Genomic DNA, 19,837 nt, shown 5'->3' with positions numbered 1-19,837 from the left:
CTATGTTTAAAGTAAAGAATATCATATTGTCGCTCGCTCTCCTGGGGTGCTCAGGCTTAGCTCAAGCCCAGCAGGTAGAGCAACGCATCGACTCGCTGCAGATACTGATAGGACAGCAGACCGTGCTGCATCTGAAGGCTTCGGTAAAGCAGGGCGATAAGGTGCAACTGCCATCTTTCAAGCCGCAGCAGCAAATTACGCCGGGAGTGGAAGTGGTAGAGCAGAGTAAAGGCGACACTTCGCACATAGGCGACGACCGCATGGTGGTGAGCCGCGACTATACGCTGACTTCGTTTGATGAAAAGGTGTATGCGATTCCTGCGCTCAATGTGAAGGTAAACGGCAAGAACTGTCATGGAAACCAGCTTGCGCTGAAGGTGCTCACCGTGCCCGTAGATACGGTTCATCCCAACCAGTTCTATCCGCCCAAGGATGTTCAGGATAATCCTTTCTCCTGGAGCGAATGGAGCCCGCTGTTCTGGTTGAGCCTATTGCTGTTAATCCTCTGTGGCGCATGGCTTTATTTGCGCAACAGATTGAAGAATAACAAGCCAATCATCACCCATATCCGCATCGTAAAACGTGTTCCGGCTCATGAAAAGGCGCTGAATCAAATCAACGTCATCAAGCAGCAGCACGTAGAGAATCAGGAAACACAGAAGGCTTACTACACCCAGCTTACCAATACGCTGAGAGAATACATCGTGAGCCGTTTCGGATTCAATGCGATGGAAATGACCAGTATGGAAATCATCGAACGTTTGCGCGAAGCAGGCGACCAGAAGATGATTGATGAACTGAAGGAACTCTTCCAGACTGCCGATCTCGTGAAGTTTGCCAAATATGAAACCCTGGTGAATGAGAACGACGCAAACCTGGTGAATGCCATCAACTTCATCGACCAGACCAAGACAGATGAGAAACCTACTGAAGAAAAGGTGGTTCCACAGCTGACCAATGAAGAGCAGAAGACGCAATCTCAGCGTCGCCTCATCAAGTCGCTTCTCTGGATAGGAGCCATCGTAGGTCTGGCTCTGTTGGGTTACATCATTTACCAGTCAGCCATGCTGCTGATGTAAAGCAGGGTGTACATATGAAACGTTTCGCCGGGCAAAGCGGTTTATTCCGAAACTCTTTGCCTGGCTATAAATAGAAAAATATAGAAATGGAATTTGCAAGTAAAGGCTATTTTCTGTTGCTCCTGTTGCTGATACCTTATATATTATGGTATTTCCTCTACAGGAAGAAGAATGCGCCAACCATGCGCATGAGCGACACGAAAAAGTATCAATATGCTCCGAAGAGCCTGCGTGTGCGTCTCATCCATCTCCCAATGGTGCTGAGATGCATCTGTTTCGTGCTCATCGTCTGTGCGATGGCTCGTCCGCAGACGCATACGGCTTGGGACAACAAGACGGTGGAAGGCATTGACATTATGTTGGCAATGGACGTTTCCACCTCTATGCTTGCCGAAGATTTGAGACCAAACCGTATGGAAGCGGCTAAGGATGTGGCAACAGAATTCATCTCGGGCAGACCGAACGACAACATCGGTCTGACTATCTTTGCCGGTGAAGCCTTCACCCAGTGCCCGATGACAACCGATCATGCCAGTCTGTTGCGCCTCTTGCAGGCAACCCGTACGGATATTGCCGCCCGGGGACTGATTGACGATGGTACTGCAGTGGGAATGGGACTCGCCAATGCCGTGAGCCGCCTGAAGGATTCTAAGTCAAAATCGAAGGTTGTGATTCTTCTTACCGACGGCAGTAACAACATGGGCGAAATCTCGCCAATGACCGCAGCCGAGATTGCCAAAAGCTACGGAATCCGCGTTTACACCATCGGTGTAGGAACCAACAAGGTGGCTCCTTATCCAATGCCTGTGGCAGGAGGAGTACAGTACGTCAACATTCCGGTAGAGATAGATACGAAGACGCTGAGCGACATTGCGCAGACAACCGATGGTAATTTCTATCGCGCTACGAATAATAATGAGCTGAAGAAGATTTACAGAGACATTGATAAACTGGAGAAAACCAAGTTTAATGTCAAGCACTTTGCTAAGCGCTATGAAGCTTATCAGCCATTCGCCCTGGCAGCTCTCCTGGTATTGCTGGTAGAAATCCTGCTCCGCATCACCTGGTTCAGAAGAATTCCGTAATCCGGATACTGAGCCATTACTGATTATCGGAGATATTCCGCTATCCTTCGGAGATATTCTGCTATCTTTCGGAGATATTTTACCAGTTATCGGAGATATTTTACTGATTATCGGATAATCGAATAGAAGATATAATTAGAATAGAAAATGTTAAGATTTGAAGATCCTATATTTCTCTGGCTGTTGTGGATTATACCAGTACTGATTCTGATCAGACTGATAGGATGGAGAAGAAGAAAGGCTAAACTGAAGAAGCTCGGCGATCCGGAACTTCTGAAACAGCTCATGCCCAACATCTCCAAATATCGCCCTACAGTTAAGTTTGTGCTGATGCTCGCAGCCTTGGCGCTTCTCATCGTGATGGTAGCTCGCCCGCAGATGGGCAGCAAGATTTCTCACGATAAGCGACATGGTATTGAAACCATCATCTGCCTCGATATTTCAAATTCCATGCTCTGTCAGGACGTGGTTCCCTCCCGTTTGGACAAGAGTAAGATGCTTATCGAAAATCTGGTCGACAACTTTAACAACGACAAGATTGGACTCATTGTCTTTGCAGGCGATGCGTTCGTGCAGTTGCCAATCACCACCGATTATGTTTCGGCAAAGATGTTTCTTCAGAACATTACCCCTGGTCTTATCCAGACCCAGGGAACCAATATCGGCGAAGCCATCGATTTGGCTTCCAAGAGTTTCACTCAGCAGGAGAATGTAGGCAGAGCCATTATCGTAATTACTGATGGCGAAAACCATGAGCCTGGCGCACAGGAGGCTGCAGCTGCTGCCAACAAGAAAGGAATCAATGTCTTTATCCTGGGCATAGGTAACACCAAGGGAGCGCCAATCCCTATGGGCGACGGCTCTTATCTGAAGGACAATGCGGGCAACACCGTAATGACCGCTCTGAATGAGCAGATGTGCAAGGAGCTTGCCCAGGCAGGCAAGGGTCAGTACATTCATGTAGATAATACCAGCGATGCGGAAAGAGCATTGAATGATGATATTGCCAAATTGCAGAAAGGCGATGTAACGAGTGTGGTTTACAGCGCTTATGATGAACAGTTCCAGGCTGTAGGTATTCTTGTCATCCTGTTGCTTATCATCGAAATCTGTCTGCTGGAGGTAAAGAATCCTCTGCTCAGAAACATCAAGTTTTTTAAGAAAGACATCAAGAAGCCTTTCTGATAAACGTTTATACATTATTATATAATAAGAATGAGATATTTAAGATATATATTGGTTTTTGCCCTGATGGTGCTGGGCTTGGCGAAGGTGGGAGCGCAGAACGACCGCAACTTCATCCGCCAGGGAAACCGCGCCTATCATAAACAGAAGTGGGCTGCAGCCGAAACGCAATATCGCAAGGCTATCTCCAAGAACCAGAAGAATGCGCAGGCTGTCTATAATCTGGGTTGCGCCCTGATGATGCAGCAGAAGGATTCGATGGCAATGATACAGTTTGAGAATGCTTCGAAACTGGAAACGAACAAGATGCGACGCGCCAGAAGTTACCACAACATGGGTGTGGTCATGCAGCAGCATCAGCAATATGCGCAGGCCATAGGATGTTATGAGAACGCCCTGCGCTGCAATCCGCAGGACAATGCAACCCGATATAATCTTGCCCTCTGCAAGAAACTGCTCAAAAACCAGAAGCAGAACAAGCAGAACGATAAGAACAAGAACAACAAGAATAAAAACAAGGACAAGAACAAAGATAAGCAGAATAAGGATCAGAACAAAGATCAGAATAAAGACAAGAACAAGAACGACAAAAACAAGAACAACCAGAATAAGAACAATCAGCAGAATCAGAACAATCAGGACAAGATGAGCAAAGATAATGCTGAACAACTCTTGAATGCTGCCATCCAGCAGGAGAAGGATACGAAGCGCAAGATGCAGAAAGCGATGAGTCAGCCTCGCAGAAAGCAATATGAGAAAAACTGGTAAAAAGTAAAATAATTCAACGAGCATAATATATTAAGAACATGAAACATATAGGTTGGTATATTATTATATGGGCAATGCTTCTGGGCTTCAGTTTGCAGCTGAAAGCCCAGCATATCAGTGTGTCGGCACCAACACACGTGGCGGCGGGAGAAAACTTCCGTGTGGCCTATACCATCAATACACGTGATGTAGAGGAATTCCGCCTGGGCGGAGTAGGAGAAGGACTTGAGGTAATCGCAGGTCCTTACACCTCATCGCAGTCCAGTTATCAGATGATCAATGGCCATACTTCCTCTTCATCATCGGTAACCATTACCTATACGCTCTACGCAGCTAAGAACGGAACCTTTGGCATTGGTGCCTCTCATGCCATCGTAAATGGTAAGAAACTCTCTTCCCATCCGGTTAAGATTACGGTTTCTGGCCATGCTGCACGCAACAACGGTGCACCTTCCATGCACGGACAGAATGATTATAATGAACCACGCATGCGAACTGCCGGATCAAGAATATCAGGCCGTGACCTCTTCATCAAGGTTACAGCCAACAAGCGACGTGTTCACGAACAGGAACCGGTGCTCCTTACTTATAAGGTTTACACGCAGGTAGACCTTACCCAGTTGGAAGGCAAGATGCCTGACCTGAAGGGATTCCACAACCAGGAAGTTCCGCTGCCTCAGCAGAAGACCTTCCATACTGAAACCGTGAACGGCCGACCATACCGATGCGTTACATGGAGCCAGTATGTCATGTATCCGCAGATGACGGGAAACCTCACCATTCCAGCCATTACCTTCAAGGGAATCGTAGTTCAGCAGAACAGAAACGTTGACCCGATGGAAGCTTTCTTCAATGGCGGTTCTGGCTATGTTGAAGTAAAGAAAGATATTATAGCTCCTAGTGTGAAAATTCAGGTTGATCCATTGCCTCAGCGCCCTGCCAACTTCTCGGGCGGTGTAGGTAAATTCAACATTACTGCTTCCATCGACAAGAAGGAAGTGAAGGCTGGTGAACCAATCACCATTCGTGTAGTGGTAGGAGGAATCGGAAACCTGAAGCTGCTCAAGCAGCCTGTCATTACCTTCCCTAAGGATTTTGACAAGTACGATGCGAAGGTGACCGACAAGACCCGCCTTACAGCCAATGGCGTAGAAGGCAATATGATTTATGACTTTCTGGCTGTGCCTCGTAATCAGGGAAATTATACCATTCCTGCGGTAGAATTCACCTATTATGATACTTCGGCTAACACGTATAAGACAATCAAGACCCAGCCGTTCACGCTGAACGTGGAGAAGGGCGATGGAACTTCAGACAATGAAACCTCAGATTTCAGCAACAAGGATAAGGACATTCACGCGCTGAAACTGGGCAAGTCTAAGCTCCATGATATTGACGATATGTTCTACGGAAGCTTCGGCTACTGGACCAGTCTGCTGGTTCCATTGGCAGCCTTCTTTGCCCTGCTCATCGTCTTCCGCCGCCGTGCTCTCGAGAATGCCGACCTGGTAAAGGTCCGTTCCAATAAGGCAAACAAGATAGCAACCAAGCGCCTGAAGAAGGCTCATCTGCTGATGCTCGGTGGCAAGCAGGAAGAATTCTACGATGAAGTGCTCCGTGCTTTGTGGGGCTATGTAAGCTACAAGCTCAACATGCCAGCTGAAAAACTCTCACGTGAAAACATTCAGGCTATGCTCGAAAAACATTGTGTAGAGGAGAGAACTATCGAGAAGTTTACAACTGCGCTTGATGAATGTGAGTTTGAACGCTATGCGCCGGGCGACCCTGCCGGCAATATGAACCGTACATTCGACTCAGCAATGACTGCTATTATGGATATAGAAAATGCTATCAATGCAACGCGTAAGCAGCGCAAGAAGAGTGCAACCGGATACTCATTCGTCATGATGATCATGGTGATGTTGGGCTGCTCGGTTTCTGCAGGCGCTGTAACCAAGAACAATGCTGATACGGAATATCAGAAAGGTAACTATCAGCAGGCCATACGCGACTATGAGGAAATATTGAACAACTATGGTGTTTCTGCCGAAGTTTACTATAACTTGGGCAATGCTTATTACCGTACAGACAATATTACCAAGGCTGTGCTCAATTATGAGCGTGCCCATCTGCTCTCGCCAGGCGATGAAGACATCAGCTTCAACCTGCAGTTTGCACGTAGCAAGACCATCGACAAGATTACTCCGGAAAGCGAGATGTTCTTCGTAACCTGGTGGAAGGCGCTGGTTAACTTTACGAGTGTTGACTGTTGGGCAAAGACTGGCATCATAGCCATCATCATGGCGCTGGTTCTGGTCTTGGTTTATCTCTTCGGTCCGCATATCGTGTTGCGCAAGATTGGTTTCTTCGGTGGAATCTTCTTCGTGGCAGTCTTCCTGCTGAGCAATCTCTTTGCTTACCAGCAGCGGCAGATGCTTATCAACCGTACGGGAGCCATCATCATCGCTCCTTCTGTCAATGTGAAGAAGACTCCAGCCAAGACGAGCGCTGACCTCTTCCTGCTGCATGAAGGAACCCGCGTTGACATTACCGATAAGGCGATGAAAGGCTGGCGTGAAATCAAGGTAGGAGACGGCAGAGAAGGCTGGATTGAAACCAAGGCAATTGAGGAAATCTGATTAAGATAAAATCTGATTAAAATAAAGAGAATGGATTTTAGTAGGATACAAGATTTTGACATGCAGCTGTTGCATGTGTTTAACGGCAGCGAGAATGTCTGGCTCGATCAGATGGCGATGGCGCTTACGTCGGGCTGGACATGGATTCCGCTTTATATCGTCCTCTTCGTTGTTGTGATAAGAAACAACGAGATGATGGGGCAGATTGCGCTCGTGGTTGGAGGAGCGGTGCTCTGCATCTTTCTGGCTGATGGATTGGTGGATGGAATCATCAAACCGCTGGCTGAAAGATACAGACCTTCTAGCGACCCGATGTTCAAGTATACGGTTCAGGTGGTTGACAATATGCGCCTCAAGAGTTTCAGCTTCTGTTCGGCTCATGCGGCTAATACGCTTTCTATAGCCATCTTCTTCTCGTTGCTTATCCGCAGCAAACTGGTTACGTGGACCCTGTTATTATGGTCGCTCGTGAACTGTTGGACCCGTCTTTACCTGGGTGTTCATTATCCGGTCGACATTTTTTGCGGTCTGGCTATTGGAGCAGTGGTGGGAGTTGTCGTTTATCTTATCTACATCAGGATGTATTACCGCATCTCCCCAAAGATTAAATATATTTCCAACCAGTATACAAGTACGGGTTACGACTATGATGATGTAGATAAAATCATGACCGTAGTGATATTTACCCTTATCATGGTTGTGTTTTATGCCACCTGTCGGATGGCTCATCTTTAGTACAGAAATAAAAGTTTAAAATAGAAAGTTAAAGTAAAAATAAATAATGGATACAAAACACATTAAAATTAGTGATTATAACTATGATTTACCGGATGAGCGCATCGCAAAATTCCCTATCGCCCAGCGCGACCACAGCAAACTGCTGGTCTATAAGCACGGCGAGGTAAGCGATGATGTTTTCCATCATCTTCCCACATATCTCCCTCAAGGAGCCTTGATGATATTCAACAATACCAAGGTGATACAAGCGCGTCTGCACTTCCGCAAGGAAACAGGTGCGCTTATTGAGGTTTTCTTGATGGAGCCTGCAGAACCTACTGATTATGAACTCATGTTCCAGACCACCGGACATTGTTCCTGGCTCTGCATGATCGGTAATCTGAAGAAATGGAAAGAGGGCACCCTGAAGCGTGATTTTGAAATTAAGGGTCACAAGCTTACGCTCAGCGCTACTATGCGACGCGGAGATGCTCTCGGTTCTGAGGCGCAGAAAATGGTTGCCAAAGGCGGAGGAACCAACTACTGGGTTGACTTCGATTGGGACAACGACAAGGTGTCTTTCGCTGAGATTCTCGAAGCAGTAGGCGAGTTGCCTATTCCTCCATATCTCAACCGCAAGACTGAGGAGAGCGACAAGACCACCTATCAGACGGTTTATTCTAAAATCAAGGGAAGTGTGGCTGCTCCAACTGCCGGACTTCACTTTACTGAGGCGGTTCTCAAGGATCTTGATGCGCATGGAATCGACCGCGAGGAAGTAACCCTGCATGTAGGAGCAGGCACATTCAAACCGGTGAAGAGCCTTGAAATCGAAGGCCATCAGATGCATACGGAATACATTGTTGTTCATCGTCGCAGTTTGGAAAAACTCATCAAGCACGAGTGCCGGGTCATTGCCGTAGGAACCACCAGCGTCCGTACCATTGAGAGCCTCTATTACATGGGCGTTCATCTGCTGAAGCATCCTGAGGCAAATGAAGAAGATCTGCACGTAAAACAGTGGGATCCTTACGAGCTTTCTGAAGATGGCAATCTGGTAGATGGAATCACTCCGATGCAGGCTATCCAGGCAATCATCGATTATCTGGACCGCAACGGCTTGGAGGCTCTCCATTCCAGCACGCAGATTATCATTGCTCCTGGCTATCAGTATAAGATTGTGAAGATGCTGGTCACCAATTTCCATCAGCCTCAGAGTACGCTCCTGCTCCTGGTGAGTGCTTTCCTCAAGGGCGACTGGAAGAAGGTTTACGATTATGCTCTTTCGCATGATTTCCGTTTCCTGAGCTATGGAGATTCATCCCTGCTCATTCCGTAAAAGGAGTTAGGAAAACTATCAATTATTCAAGTTTCGCAAGTGAGCTCCACACGCCCTGAAAGGGCAGAAGCTCCTAGCCCAGGGCAACGCCCTGGGTAATCATGGACGCAAGTTTGTCGCCCTGAAAGGGCAAAAGCTTTCAAGTACCAGGCAATTTACAAAGCTTTTGCCCTTACAGGGCGCATTGTTGCGCTGCCATTATACCCAGGGCGATGCCCTGGGCTAAGAGCTTTTGGGCCTTCAGCCCGTACTTGAACCACGTGCGAAAGTTCAGTAAATTATTAATTGTAAATTATAAATTAAAATAGATGATTTCAGTAGAAGGACTGAAAGTAGAGTTTGGCGTTAAGCCTCTCTTTCATGATGTAAGTTTCGTCATCAACGACCGCGACCGCATTGCCCTGGTGGGTAAGAATGGTGCGGGAAAATCTACGATGCTTAAGATTCTCTGCGGTTTACAGAAACCTACTGACGGCGTTGTGGCTATTCCTAATGAAACCACTATCGGCTATCTGCCACAGGTGATGAAACTGCAGGACGATACGACCGTGAAGGAGGAAACCCGCAAGGCTTTCGCCCATAATACCGAGATGAAGGCGCGTCTGGACAAGATGCAGCAGGAAATGGCCGACCGCACCGACTATGAGAGCGAAAGCTATGCTCAGCTCGTAGAGAAGTTTACCCAGGAACATGAACGCTACATGATGATGGGTGGCGAAAACTATGAGGCTGAGATAGAGCGCACCTTGAGCGGTCTTGGCTTTACGCGCGATGATTTCGAGCGCCCTACCAAGGAGTTTTCCGGTGGTTGGCGAATGCGTATCGAACTTGCCAAGATTCTGTTGCAGAAGCCTGATGTACTGCTCCTCGATGAGCCTACCAATCACCTTGATATTGAAAGTATCCAGTGGTTGGAGCAGTTCCTGGCGCAGAGTGCCAAGGCAGTGGTTCTGGTGAGCCACGACCGTGCTTTCATCAACAATGTAACTAACCGTACCCTCGAAATTACTTGCGGAAGGGTAGAAGACTATAAGGTGAAATACGATGAGTATGTTGTGTTGCGTGCTGAACGCCGCGAGCAGCAGCTCCGTGCTTACGAAAACCAGCAGAAGGAAATTGCCGACATCAAGGATTTCATCGAGCGATTCCGCTACAAGCCTACCAAGGCGGTTCAGGTGCAGAGCAGAATCAAGCAGCTCGAGAAAATCGTGCCTATCGAGGTGGATGAGGTTGACAACAAGCAGATGCACCTCAAATTCCCTCCTTGTCTCAGAAGTGGCGATTATCCTATCATCTGCGATGAGGTGCGCAAGGATTACGGCGCACACACCGTCTTCGACCATGTTACCTTTACCATCAAGCGTGGCGAGAAGGTGGCTTTCGTCGGTAAGAACGGCGAGGGTAAGTCTACCCTGGTAAAATGTATCATGGGTGAGATTCCTTTCACCGGAACTCTCAAGATTGGTCATAATGTGCAGATTGGTTATTTCGCCCAGAATCAGGCGCAGCTCTTGGATGAGAATCTAACTATCTTCCAGACAATCGACAATGTGGCAACAGGCGAAATGCGTCTGAAGGTGAACGATCTCCTGGGCGCCTTCATGTTTGGCGGCGAGACTTCAGAGAAGTTTGTCAAGGTTCTGAGTGGAGGCGAACGCAGCCGTCTGGCTATGATCAAGCTCCTGCTCGAACCGGTGAATCTCCTCATTCTCGATGAGCCTACCAATCACCTCGACATGCAGTCGAAGGATGTGCTGAAAGAAGCCATCAAGGCTTTCGATGGAACAGCCATCATCGTGAGCCATGACCGTGAATTCCTCGATGGTCTGGTAGATAAGGTCTATGAGTTTGGCGGCGGCAAGGTTCGTGAGCATCTCGGTGGTATTTACGATTATCTCCGTGCCCATAATGCCGAGAATATTAATCAGGCTCTTGCCAATCAGAGTATGGCTTCTGCCGGTTCGCCTTCTGCCAATACTTCCGGTTCTTCTGTCGCATCAGGTTCTACAGCCGACAGTCTTGCCTCTGCCACATCCGGCAAGCAGAGCTACGCTGAACATAAGGAACAGCAGAAGAAGATCCGTAAGGCTGAGAAAGCCGTGAAGGAATGTGAGGCAAAGATTGAGAAACTGGAAGCGAGAAAGAAGGAGATTGATGAACTCCTGATGAAACCGGAAAATGCAACCAACATGGAACTCGTTACTGAATACACCGAACTCATGAAGGGTCTCGATGAGGAGAACGAGCGCTGGATGCTCCTTTCGGAAGAATTGGAAGAAGTTTCGAAATAACAGTAACATTAATATAAAATAAAGAGAAGAAAATGAAAATGAAAATGATCTTACCGATGATGCTGATTGCAGCTTTGCCATTAGGCGCTGATGCTCAGAATAAATCGGGTCTTGTCATGAGCAATCTCGACCAGACAGTGAAGCCAGCAGACAGTTTCTATCAGTTTGCTACAGGTGGATGGCAGAAGAACAATCCTCTTCCTGCCGCTTACAGCCGTTATGGCAGTTTTGACCAGCTTGCTGAGAACAACAACAAGCGCATCAACACCATTCTTTCTGAACTCCAGAAGAAGACTTACAAGGCTGGAACCATTGAGCAGAAATTGTCTGATTTCTACAAACTCTCTATGGATGTTGACAGCCGCAACAAGGCTGGAATCGCTCCTGTAAAGCCTCTTATGGATGAGATTGAAGCTGCCAAGACCAAGGACGAGCTTCAGAAGCTTCAGGTTAAGTATGCATGGATGGGTCTAGGTTTGAGCTATGGCGCAGGTTTCGCTGCCGATGAGAAGAACGTAACCATGAACATCTACAACCTGATGCAGGGCGGTCTTACTCTCGGTGCCAAGGATTATTACCTCAACAACGATGCTGCAACCGTAGCTATCCGTGAGGCTTATAAGTCTTACCTCAGCAAGATGTTCCAGCTCTATGGATTCTCTGCTGATGAAGCTGCCAAGAAGGCTTCTGCCGTATTCCTTCACGAAACAACGCTCGCTACTTTCTCAAAGAGCCGTACCGAACTTCGTGATCCTCAGGCCAACTACAACAAGATGACCTTGGCAGAATTCAAGGAGAATTATCCTAACATTCCTCTCGAGGCACTTGCCAACGCCGAGGGAATCAAGAGCGAATATCTCAAGGAGATGATCGTAGGTCAGCCTGCTTTCTTTGCCGGTTATGACAAGGTGGCAGCTGCAGAATGTGCAGGCACATTGAAGGCTTTGATGGAGTGGGACATCATCTGTAGTTCTGCTTCTTACCTCAGCGATGAGATTCGCGAAGCCCGTTTCGAATTCTTCGGTAAGATTATGAGTGGCCGTAAGGAGGATTATCCTCTTTGGAAGCGCGCTACTGTTCAGGTTGAGGCTCAGTTGGGCGAGGCGCTCGGTAGCATCTACTGTAAGCGCTATTTCCCAGAAAGCTCTAAGAAGATGATGGAGACACTCGTGAAGAATCTTCAGATCAGCCTCGGTCAGCGTATCGATGCTCAGACCTGGATGAGCGATGCTACAAAGAAAGCTGCCCACAACAAACTCGACAAGTTCTATGTAAAGATTGGTTATCCTAACAAGTGGACTGATTTCAGCAAGCTCAGCATCGACCCATCTAAGAGCTATTATGAGAACGTAATGGCTTGCCGCAAGTTTGCCAACGATAAGGAGATTGCAGAGAAGGCAGGAAAGCCAGTAGATAGGGATGAGTGGTTCATGACTCCTCAGACCGTGAACGCTTACTACAATCCTACTACCAATGAGATCTGCTTCCCAGCTGGTATTCTCCAGTATCCTTTCTTCGATCCTAAGGCTGATGCTGCATTCAACTATGGTGCTATCGGCGTAGTAATCGGTCATGAGATGACTCACGGATTCGATGATCAGGGTCGTCAGTATGATGCTAGCGGTAATCTGAAGGACTGGTGGACAGCTGAAGATGCAGAAGGTTTCAACAAGCGTGCTGATATGTATGCTGATTTCTTCAGCAACATCAAGGTATTGCCTGATCTGAATGCCAACGGCCGTTTCACCCTCGGCGAGAACCTTGCCGACCATGGTGGTTTGATGGTTTCATACAATGCCTTCAAGAATGCTACTGCTAAGAAGCCATTGAAGAACAAGGATGGTTTCACTCCTGACCAGCGTTTCTTCCTCGCCTATGCAGGTGTTTGGGGACAGAACATTACTGATAAGGAAATCCGCAACCGCGTAAAGAATGATCCTCATTCTCTCGGCAAGTGGCGTGTTGATGGTGCGCTTCCTCACATCGATGCATGGTATGAGGCATTTGGTGTAAAGCAGGGCGACAAGCTGTTCATTCCTAAGAACCAGCGCCTGGAGCTTTGGTAATTCCGGAAGGAAATTTTTCCGAATAGAATTTTTCGGGAATGGTTTTTCCGAATAGATAGAAAAAAATAAAGTCCTGATGTTTCGTTTGTTTGAAACATCAGGACTTTTTGTTTTATACTTGAAATATTTTTTGATAAGAAAACAATAGAATAGGGGTTATTGCTTCTTCTCCAGTTCCTGAAGATTTTCCATCTTCTTCGATTCCAGGAATTCGTAAATGCCGCAGAGATGTTCGCGGACGCGACCATGACCGAACTCATAAACCTTGCTGACAAGACCATCGAGGAAATCACGGTCGTGACTAACCACGATAAGCGTTCCGTCGAAATCGAGCAAGGCCTGTTTCAGCACATCCTTGGTCTTCAGGTCGAGGTGGTTGGTAGGCTCATCGAGAATCAGCAGATTCACCGGCTCCAGCAGCAGTTTGAGAATGGCAAGGCGGGTGCGCTCACCTCCCGACAATACTTTCACCTTCTTGGTAGAATCCTCTCCGCCAAACATGAATGCTCCAAGCAAATCGCGTATCTTGTTGCGGATTTCACCCTTGGCAACATCATCAATCGTCTGGAATACGGTAAGTTCGCCATCGAGCAGAGAAGCCTGGTTCTGGGCGAAATAACCTATCTGCACATTATGTCCCAATTCCAACTTTCCTTCGTTCTGAAGCTGACCCATGATACATTTCACGAGCGTTGACTTACCCTCTCCGTTTCTTCCCACGAAGGCAATCTTGTCGCCTCTTTCTACGGTAAGATTCACGCCGCTGAAAATCTTCTTGCCATCAAACGACATCGCCACATCGCTCATCTGAACCGGATAAGCACCGCTTCGTGGGCTCGGCGGGAACTTGAGTCGAAGGCGACTTGTATCTTCTTCATCCACTTCGATAAGTTCCAGTTTCTCCAGCATCTTCACGCGGCTCTGCACCTGGAAGGTTTTAGAATAAGTGCCTTTGAAGCGTTCTATAAAGTCCTTGGTTTCAGCAATCATCTTTTGCTGTTCCTCATATTTCTTCATCTGCTGTTCGCGTCGTTCCTTGCGCAGTTCCAGATATTGGCTGTAAGTGGCTTTGTAGTCGTAGATGCGACCCATGGTTACTTCGATGGTTCTTGTTGTAATGTCGTCAACGAATTTTCGGTCGTGGCTGATGACAACTACTGCTTTCGAACTGTTGATGATGAAGTCTTCGAGCCAGCCGATAGATTCAATGTCGAGATGATTGGTTGGCTCATCGAGCAGCAGTACGTCTGGCGATTTCAAGAGCAGTTTTGCCAGCTCAATCCTCATTCTCCATCCTCCCGAAAACTCGCTTGTAGGGCGGTTGAAATCAGAACGCTCGAAACCGAGACCGAGCAGCGTCTTCTCTACATCTTCCTCGAAATGAGTCATGTCGATGGCGTAGAATTTCTCTAAGAGAGAGGATACTTTCTCAATGAGCTGCATGTAATCATCGCTGTCGTAATCGGTACGGGTGGTGAGCTCGTTGTTGATGCGGTCAATCTCAGCCTGCATTTCGTGCAGATGGGCAAACGCCTGACAGGTTTCCTCGAATACGGTTCTGCCGTCTTCGGTCATCAGATGCTGAGGCAGATAGGCGATGACGCAATCCTTGGGAGCGGAAACGGTGCCACGATTAGCATTTCTCACACCGGCAATGATCTTAAGCAATGTGCTCTTTCCTGCGCCATTCTTTCCCATCAGGGCTATACGGTCCTTCTCGTTGATCTGGAAGGAAATGTCTTTGAATAGGGTGGTGCCGCCAAATTCTACGGTCAATCCATCAACTGTAATCATATTATTTTCTTCTTGTTCAAATTTTTGTTTCTTTAAGCAACTCCCCAGAATGCCCTGTTCTTGCCGTTTTCGGGGGCTTCATTGATGACCAGCGCCTGCCATCATTTATGCCCCATGTTGGTCTTAAGAGAAGACCTGAGCAAGGTTCAAAAAGCTGTTCTTTCGATTGCCGGTGCAAAGATACAACATTTTTGGGCAGAATGCAAGCTTTTACCCTGACTTTCTTTCGGAGAAGTAGTGTAAGTGTTTGATTGATACTGATTTCTATTGGTTTTCTAGCTGAACTTTATTGCAAAACAATCAACAATGGGAAAGTAAGGATGAAAAAGTAAGCGTGTCATTAAGGGTCAGTGTCATTAAGGGTCATTTAGAAAAATGAAAGTGTCATTTTGAGCTATAGTATATATAAATATTTATTTATATATATACTATAGGGGATTTTTCTCCCCCGAAAATGAAAATGACCCTTAATGACCTTGACCCTTAATGACACACTAGATGAACTTGTGAGTTTTACCTGATATAGGTTGTGTGTATTCCTGAATGTATTGGTTATTAGTGTATTATGTGTATTTAATTATATTTCTACTCTAACGTTCTGTGTATAATAATTATCTACATATTAAGTCACTTAAGTTAGCTTTTATACTGTTCAATTCTGCATTTTTATCCTTGTTTTATGTTGCTTTTGTTAAAAATATATCATCTCAGAGGCTGTTTTTATGGCCGAGGAGGGGCATTTTTCACCCTTAGTAGAGGGGGTAAAACACCTTTCTAACCCTCTTATTTTGCATTTTTTCTTCGAAAACTCACTAAAAAGCACTGATTTTTGCCTCTTTTGGTTTCTGTTTTGGGTAGGTAAGGATGATTTACATTGCTCTGTCTGATTGCGCTTCTAGCTCCGTTTCTTTTAGCGGATTAAAAATCCATAATAGTTCGATCTGTACGGTTGAAATTACCCAATACGCCCTGTGCTAAGAGCTTTTGGGCTTTCAGCCCGTCTTATACCACATCTGAATATTCTGTTTTCTTTACAAAACAATTAGAATTGCCCCTAATGAACTCAATCTTAAAATCACGATTTTTCCCTATGTTTCATCATTTATTTCCAATTTTTACATGAATATGGAGCATTTTAAACAAAAAAGACCTTGATTGCAGAACGCAACCAAGGTCTTCGGAGATGATATATTTAACCTATTGAAATCTCGCTAGATTAGATCTGCTCGCTCCAGTCCTCCTGGCTCTTACGAACGTAAGTCTGGTAACGGAGCTTAGCCATCTTCTCTGCCTGAGAGAAGAGCTCATCAGCCTCCTTAGGGAATGCCTTCTGTACAGAGAGGTAACGAACCTCACCGAGCAGGAAGTCGCGGAAGTTCTCCCAGTTAGGAGCCTTAGAGTCGAGTGTGAATGGGTTCTTACCCTCATCAGCCAACAGTGGGTTGTAACGCCACAAGTGCCAGTAACCGCACTCAACAGCCAACTCTTCCTCGTGCTGTGAACGACCCATACCGCCCTTGCGCTTCAAACCGTGGTTGATACATGGTGCGTAAGCGATGATGAGTGATGGACCTGGATAAGCCTCAGCCTCGCGGATAGCCTTCAATGTCTGAGCATTGTCAGCACCCATAGCTACCTGAGCTACGTAGATGTAACCGTATGTAGTCTGCATCAAACCGAGATCCTTCTTGCGGATACGCTTACCCTGAGCAGCGAACTGTGCGATAGCACCGAGTGGAGTAGACTTAGAAGACTGACCACCAGTGTTAGAGTAAACCTCAGTATCGAGTACCAGGATGTTAACATCCTCACCAGAAGCCAATACGTGGTCGAGACCACCGTAACCGATATCATAAGAAGCACCGTCACCACCGATGATCCACTGTGAACGCTTAACGAGGTAGTGATCCAAAGTCTTGAGCTCCTTGCAGATAGGGCAACCCTTCTCAGCGCAGGCAGCGATGAGAGGCTTCAACTCTGCAGCAGCCTCCTTAGAACCCTCAGAATCGTTCATGTTAGCCATCCACTTGTCAGCAGCAGCTACGAACTCAGCAGAAACCTTCTCGCTAGCCTTAGCCTCTTCGAGCAAGTGAGCGATGCGCTCCTTCATCTTCTTGTTACCCATTACCATACCGAGACCGAACTCGCAGAAGTCCTCGAACAATGAGTTGTCGAATGCAGGACCCTGACCCTTAGCGTTCTTTGTATATGGAGTAGATGGGATAGAAGCTGAGTAGATAGAAGAACAACCAGTAGCGTTAGCAATCATCTGACGATCACCGAAGAGCTGAGAAATCAACTTAACGTATGGAGTCTCACCACAACCAGAGCAAGCACCAGAGAACTCGAACAATGGCTGAGCGAACTGAGAGTTCTTAGGGCTCTGCTTGATGTCTACGAGATCCTGCTTAGAAGCTACCTTGTGTACGAGATACTCCCAGTTAGCTGCTTCCTTGACCATATCCTCTGCGTCAACGTTGAATGGAACCATTGTCAACGCCTTCTCACCCTTCTTACCTGGGCAGACGTCAGCACAGTTACCACAACCCAGACAGTCGAGTACTGAAATCTCGATGCGGAAGTGCATGCCAGCCAAAGCCTTAGGTGCCTTTACATCCTGAGTCTCAAGACCCTCGATGCCTGCAAGCTCCTCATCTGTCAATACGAATGGACGGATAGCTGCGTGAGGACAAACGAATGAACACTTGTTACACTGGATACAGTTCTCTACGTTCCATACTGGTACGAATGCCTCAACACCACGCTTCTCGAATGCTGAAGTACCGTTCTGCCATGTACCGTCAACTGTGTCGTGCTTAACGAAGTCAGAAACCTTCAAGAGGTCACCTGCCTGGCCGTTGATTGGACGAACGAGCTCCTTAACGAATGCTGGAGCGTTATCCTCCTTAGCCTCATCGTCAGCGAGGTTAGCCCAAGCTGGATCTACTGTCAACTGCTTGTACTCACCACCACGGTCAACAGCGCCGAAGTTCTTGTCAACAACGTCCTGACCCTTCTTAGAGTAAGACTTAACGATGAATGCCTTCATCTGCTCTACAGCGAGATCCAAAGGAATAACCTCTGTGATACGGAAGAATGCAGACTGGAGGATGGTGTTGGTACGGTTACCGAGACCAATCTCCTGAGCAATCTTAGTTGCGTTAATATAGTAAACAGTGATGTTGTTCTGAGCGAAGTAACGCTTTACATTGTTAGGGATGAAGTTAACCAACTCCTCACCATCAAAGATAGTGTTCAACAGGAAGAAACCGTTCTTACGCAAACCACGTGTTACATCGTACATGTGGAGGTAAGCCTGTACGTGGCAAGCTACGAAGTTAGGAGTATTTACCTGATAAGCGCTGTGGATAGGGCTGTCGCCGAAACGCAAGTGAGAGCAGGTGAAACCACCAGACTTCTTAGAGTCGTAAGAGAAGTATGCCTGGCAATACTTGTTAGTATTGTTACCGATGATCTGAACTGAGTTCTTGTTAGCACCAACAGTACCGTCAGCACCCAAACCGTAGAACTTAGCCTCGAACAAATCGTCGCCACCCATTGGGATTTCCTCCTCTTCTGGGAGAGAAGTGAATGTAACGTCATCAACGATACCTACAGTGAAGTGGTTCTTTGGCTGTGGCAACTCGAGGTTCTTGAATACAGCAACGATCTTAGCTGGAGTTGTATCAGAAGAACCGAGACCGTAGCGACCGCCAACGATCAATGGCTTGCGCTCGTCATCGTAGAGAGCTGACTTAACGTCGAGGTACAATGGCTCACCCTCTGCACCTGGCTCCTTAGTACGGTCGAGAACAGCGATACGCTTAACAGTAGCTGGGATAGCCTTCTTCAGGAAGTCAACAGAGAATGGACGATACAGGTGAACTGCAACCATACCAACCTTCTTGCCCTGCTTGTTCAAGTAGTCGATAGCCTCACGAGCTGGCTCTGTAGCAGAACCCATCAAGATGATGATGTTCTCAGCATCCTCAGCACCATAGTAGTTGAAGAGGTGGTACTCACGGCCAGTGATCTTAGTCATCTCCTGGCAGTACTTCTCTACTACCTCAGGGATTGCATCGTAGTAAGGGTTGCAAGCCTCACGGTGTGTGAAGAATGTCTCTGGGTTCTCAGCGGTACCGCGAGTAACAGGACGCTCAGGAGTCAATGCACGGTTACGGAAGTCCTCGATGAACTCTTCCTTAACCAATGGACGGATGTCTTCCATATCCATCTCCTCGATCTTGTGGTACTCGTGAGAAGTACGGAAACCGTCGAAGAAGTTAATGAAAGGAACCTTTGTCTCCAATGTAGCCAAGTGAGGAACTGCAGAGAGGTCCATAACCTCCTGAACAGAACCTGAGCAGAACATAGCGAAACCTGTCTGGCGGCAAGCCATTACGTCCTGGTGGTCACCGAAGATACAAAGTGAGTGAGAAGCCAATGTACGAGCTGATACGTTGAACACGCAAGGGAGCAACTCACCAGCAATCTTGTACATGTTAGGAATCATCAGCAACAAACCCTGAGAAGCAGTGTAAGTTGAAGTCAAGGCACCAGCCTGGAGAGAACCGTGAACTGCACCGGCAGCACCAGCCTCTGATTCCATTTCCTGGATAGAAACTCGCTGACCGAAAAGGTTCTTACGACCTTTGGCAGCCCATTCATCTACATGCTCCGCCATTGGTGATGATGGAGTAATAGGGTAGATAGCAGCAACCTCAGTAAACATGTAGCTTACATGTGCGGCAGCTGTGTTACCATCACAAGTGATAAATTTTTTCTCTTTAGCCATTTTACTTTTAGATAAAATATTAAAAATGTTTTGTATTTTTATTCCTTTGAACTTTGATAGTTGAATCTGTTTGAGAGTT

The 19,837-nt window shown here is 47.0% G+C and carries 11 protein-coding genes; 9 read left to right on the top strand and 2 right to left on the bottom strand.

Annotation, left to right across the window (positions count from 1 at the left end; genetic code table 11):
* The first annotated feature begins 2 nt into the window (after window positions 1-2).
* The 9 genes from DWV53_RS08130 (at window position 3) to DWV53_RS08090 (ending at window position 13,169) form a co-directional block, all read left to right on the top strand.
* A complete protein-coding gene (locus tag DWV53_RS08130; protein ID WP_118080393.1) occupies window positions 3-1,079 on the top strand; it encodes a hypothetical protein in 1,077 nt (358 codons plus the stop codon).
* An 86-nt stretch (window positions 1,080-1,165) separates the two neighbouring features.
* A complete protein-coding gene (locus tag DWV53_RS08125; protein WP_006846684.1) occupies window positions 1,166-2,164 on the top strand; it encodes a vWA domain-containing protein in 999 nt (332 codons plus the stop codon).
* Window positions 2,165-2,311: 147 nt separating this feature from the next.
* On the top strand, window positions 2,312-3,349 hold the full coding sequence (locus DWV53_RS08120) for a vWA domain-containing protein (protein ID WP_117727930.1): 1,038 nt from the start codon (window positions 2,312-2,314) through the stop codon (window positions 3,347-3,349).
* A gap of 30 nt (window positions 3,350-3,379) precedes the next feature.
* Window positions 3,380-4,117, top strand: coding sequence for a tetratricopeptide repeat protein (locus tag DWV53_RS08115; protein WP_118152850.1), 738 nt, complete (start codon window positions 3,380-3,382; stop codon window positions 4,115-4,117).
* Between the two features lie 38 nt (window positions 4,118-4,155).
* Complete coding sequence (locus DWV53_RS08110; RefSeq protein ID WP_118152848.1) at window positions 4,156-6,756, top strand: BatD family protein; 2,601 nt, start codon at window positions 4,156-4,158, stop codon at window positions 6,754-6,756.
* Window positions 6,757-6,786: 30 nt separating this feature from the next.
* On the top strand, window positions 6,787-7,491 hold the full coding sequence (locus DWV53_RS08105; protein WP_118152846.1) for a phosphatase PAP2 family protein: 705 nt from the start codon (window positions 6,787-6,789) through the stop codon (window positions 7,489-7,491).
* A 46-nt stretch (window positions 7,492-7,537) separates the two neighbouring features.
* Window positions 7,538-8,812, top strand: a complete 1,275-nt coding sequence (locus DWV53_RS08100) for an S-adenosylmethionine:tRNA ribosyltransferase-isomerase (RefSeq protein WP_118152844.1) — start codon at window positions 7,538-7,540, stop codon at window positions 8,810-8,812.
* 308 nt (window positions 8,813-9,120) lie between these two features.
* Window positions 9,121-11,103: an ABC-F family ATP-binding cassette domain-containing protein gene (locus DWV53_RS08095; protein ID WP_117727935.1), complete on the top strand. Its 1,983-nt coding sequence runs from the start codon at window positions 9,121-9,123 to the stop codon at window positions 11,101-11,103.
* Between the two features lie 32 nt (window positions 11,104-11,135).
* Window positions 11,136-13,169, top strand: coding sequence for a M13 family metallopeptidase (locus DWV53_RS08090; protein ID WP_118152842.1), 2,034 nt, complete (start codon window positions 11,136-11,138; stop codon window positions 13,167-13,169).
* A 156-nt stretch (window positions 13,170-13,325) separates the two neighbouring features.
* On the opposite strand, the gene DWV53_RS08085 is transcribed toward DWV53_RS08090, so the two are convergent.
* Both DWV53_RS08085 and nifJ read right to left on the bottom strand, forming a co-directional pair.
* Window positions 13,326-14,963 carry an ABC-F family ATP-binding cassette domain-containing protein gene (locus DWV53_RS08085; protein WP_118152840.1) on the bottom strand — a complete coding sequence of 546 codons (1,638 nt, stop codon included), beginning with the start codon at window positions 14,961-14,963 and terminating at the stop codon, window positions 13,326-13,328.
* A 1,216-nt stretch (window positions 14,964-16,179) separates the two neighbouring features.
* Entirely contained in the window at window positions 16,180-19,758 is a 3,579-nt protein-coding gene (gene nifJ, locus DWV53_RS08080) for a pyruvate:ferredoxin (flavodoxin) oxidoreductase (protein ID WP_118152838.1), read from the bottom strand.
* Between the last annotated feature and the right edge of the window lie 79 nt (window positions 19,759-19,837).

This window comes from Segatella copri (genome assembly GCF_003465495.1).
Lineage (GTDB): Bacteria > Bacteroidota > Bacteroidia > Bacteroidales > Bacteroidaceae > Prevotella > Prevotella copri_G.
This window is presented reverse-complemented; position numbering and strand designations above follow the sequence as displayed.

Bases quoted from the DNA above. Each gene is read 5' to 3' on its own strand.
- DWV53_RS08130 (WP_118080393.1), top strand. From the start codon at position 3: ATGTTTAAAGTAAAGAATATCATATTGTCGCTCGCTCTCCTGGGGTGC.
- DWV53_RS08125 (WP_006846684.1), top strand. From the start codon at position 1,166: ATGGAATTTGCAAGTAAAGGCTATTTTCTGTTGCTCCTGTTGCTGATA.
- DWV53_RS08120 (WP_117727930.1), top strand. From the start codon at position 2,312: ATGTTAAGATTTGAAGATCCTATATTTCTCTGGCTGTTGTGGATTATA.
- DWV53_RS08115 (WP_118152850.1), top strand. From the start codon at position 3,380: ATGAGATATTTAAGATATATATTGGTTTTTGCCCTGATGGTGCTGGGC.
- DWV53_RS08110 (WP_118152848.1), top strand. From the start codon at position 4,156: ATGAAACATATAGGTTGGTATATTATTATATGGGCAATGCTTCTGGGC.
- DWV53_RS08105 (WP_118152846.1), top strand. From the start codon at position 6,787: ATGGATTTTAGTAGGATACAAGATTTTGACATGCAGCTGTTGCATGTG.
- DWV53_RS08100 (WP_118152844.1), top strand. From the start codon at position 7,538: ATGGATACAAAACACATTAAAATTAGTGATTATAACTATGATTTACCG.
- DWV53_RS08095 (WP_117727935.1), top strand. From the start codon at position 9,121: ATGATTTCAGTAGAAGGACTGAAAGTAGAGTTTGGCGTTAAGCCTCTC.
- DWV53_RS08090 (WP_118152842.1), top strand. From the start codon at position 11,136: ATGAAAATGAAAATGATCTTACCGATGATGCTGATTGCAGCTTTGCCA.
- DWV53_RS08085 (WP_118152840.1), bottom strand. From the start codon at position 14,963: ATGATTACAGTTGATGGATTGACCGTAGAATTTGGCGGCACCACCCTA.
- nifJ (WP_118152838.1), bottom strand. From the start codon at position 19,758: ATGGCTAAAGAGAAAAAATTTATCACTTGTGATGGTAACACAGCTGCC.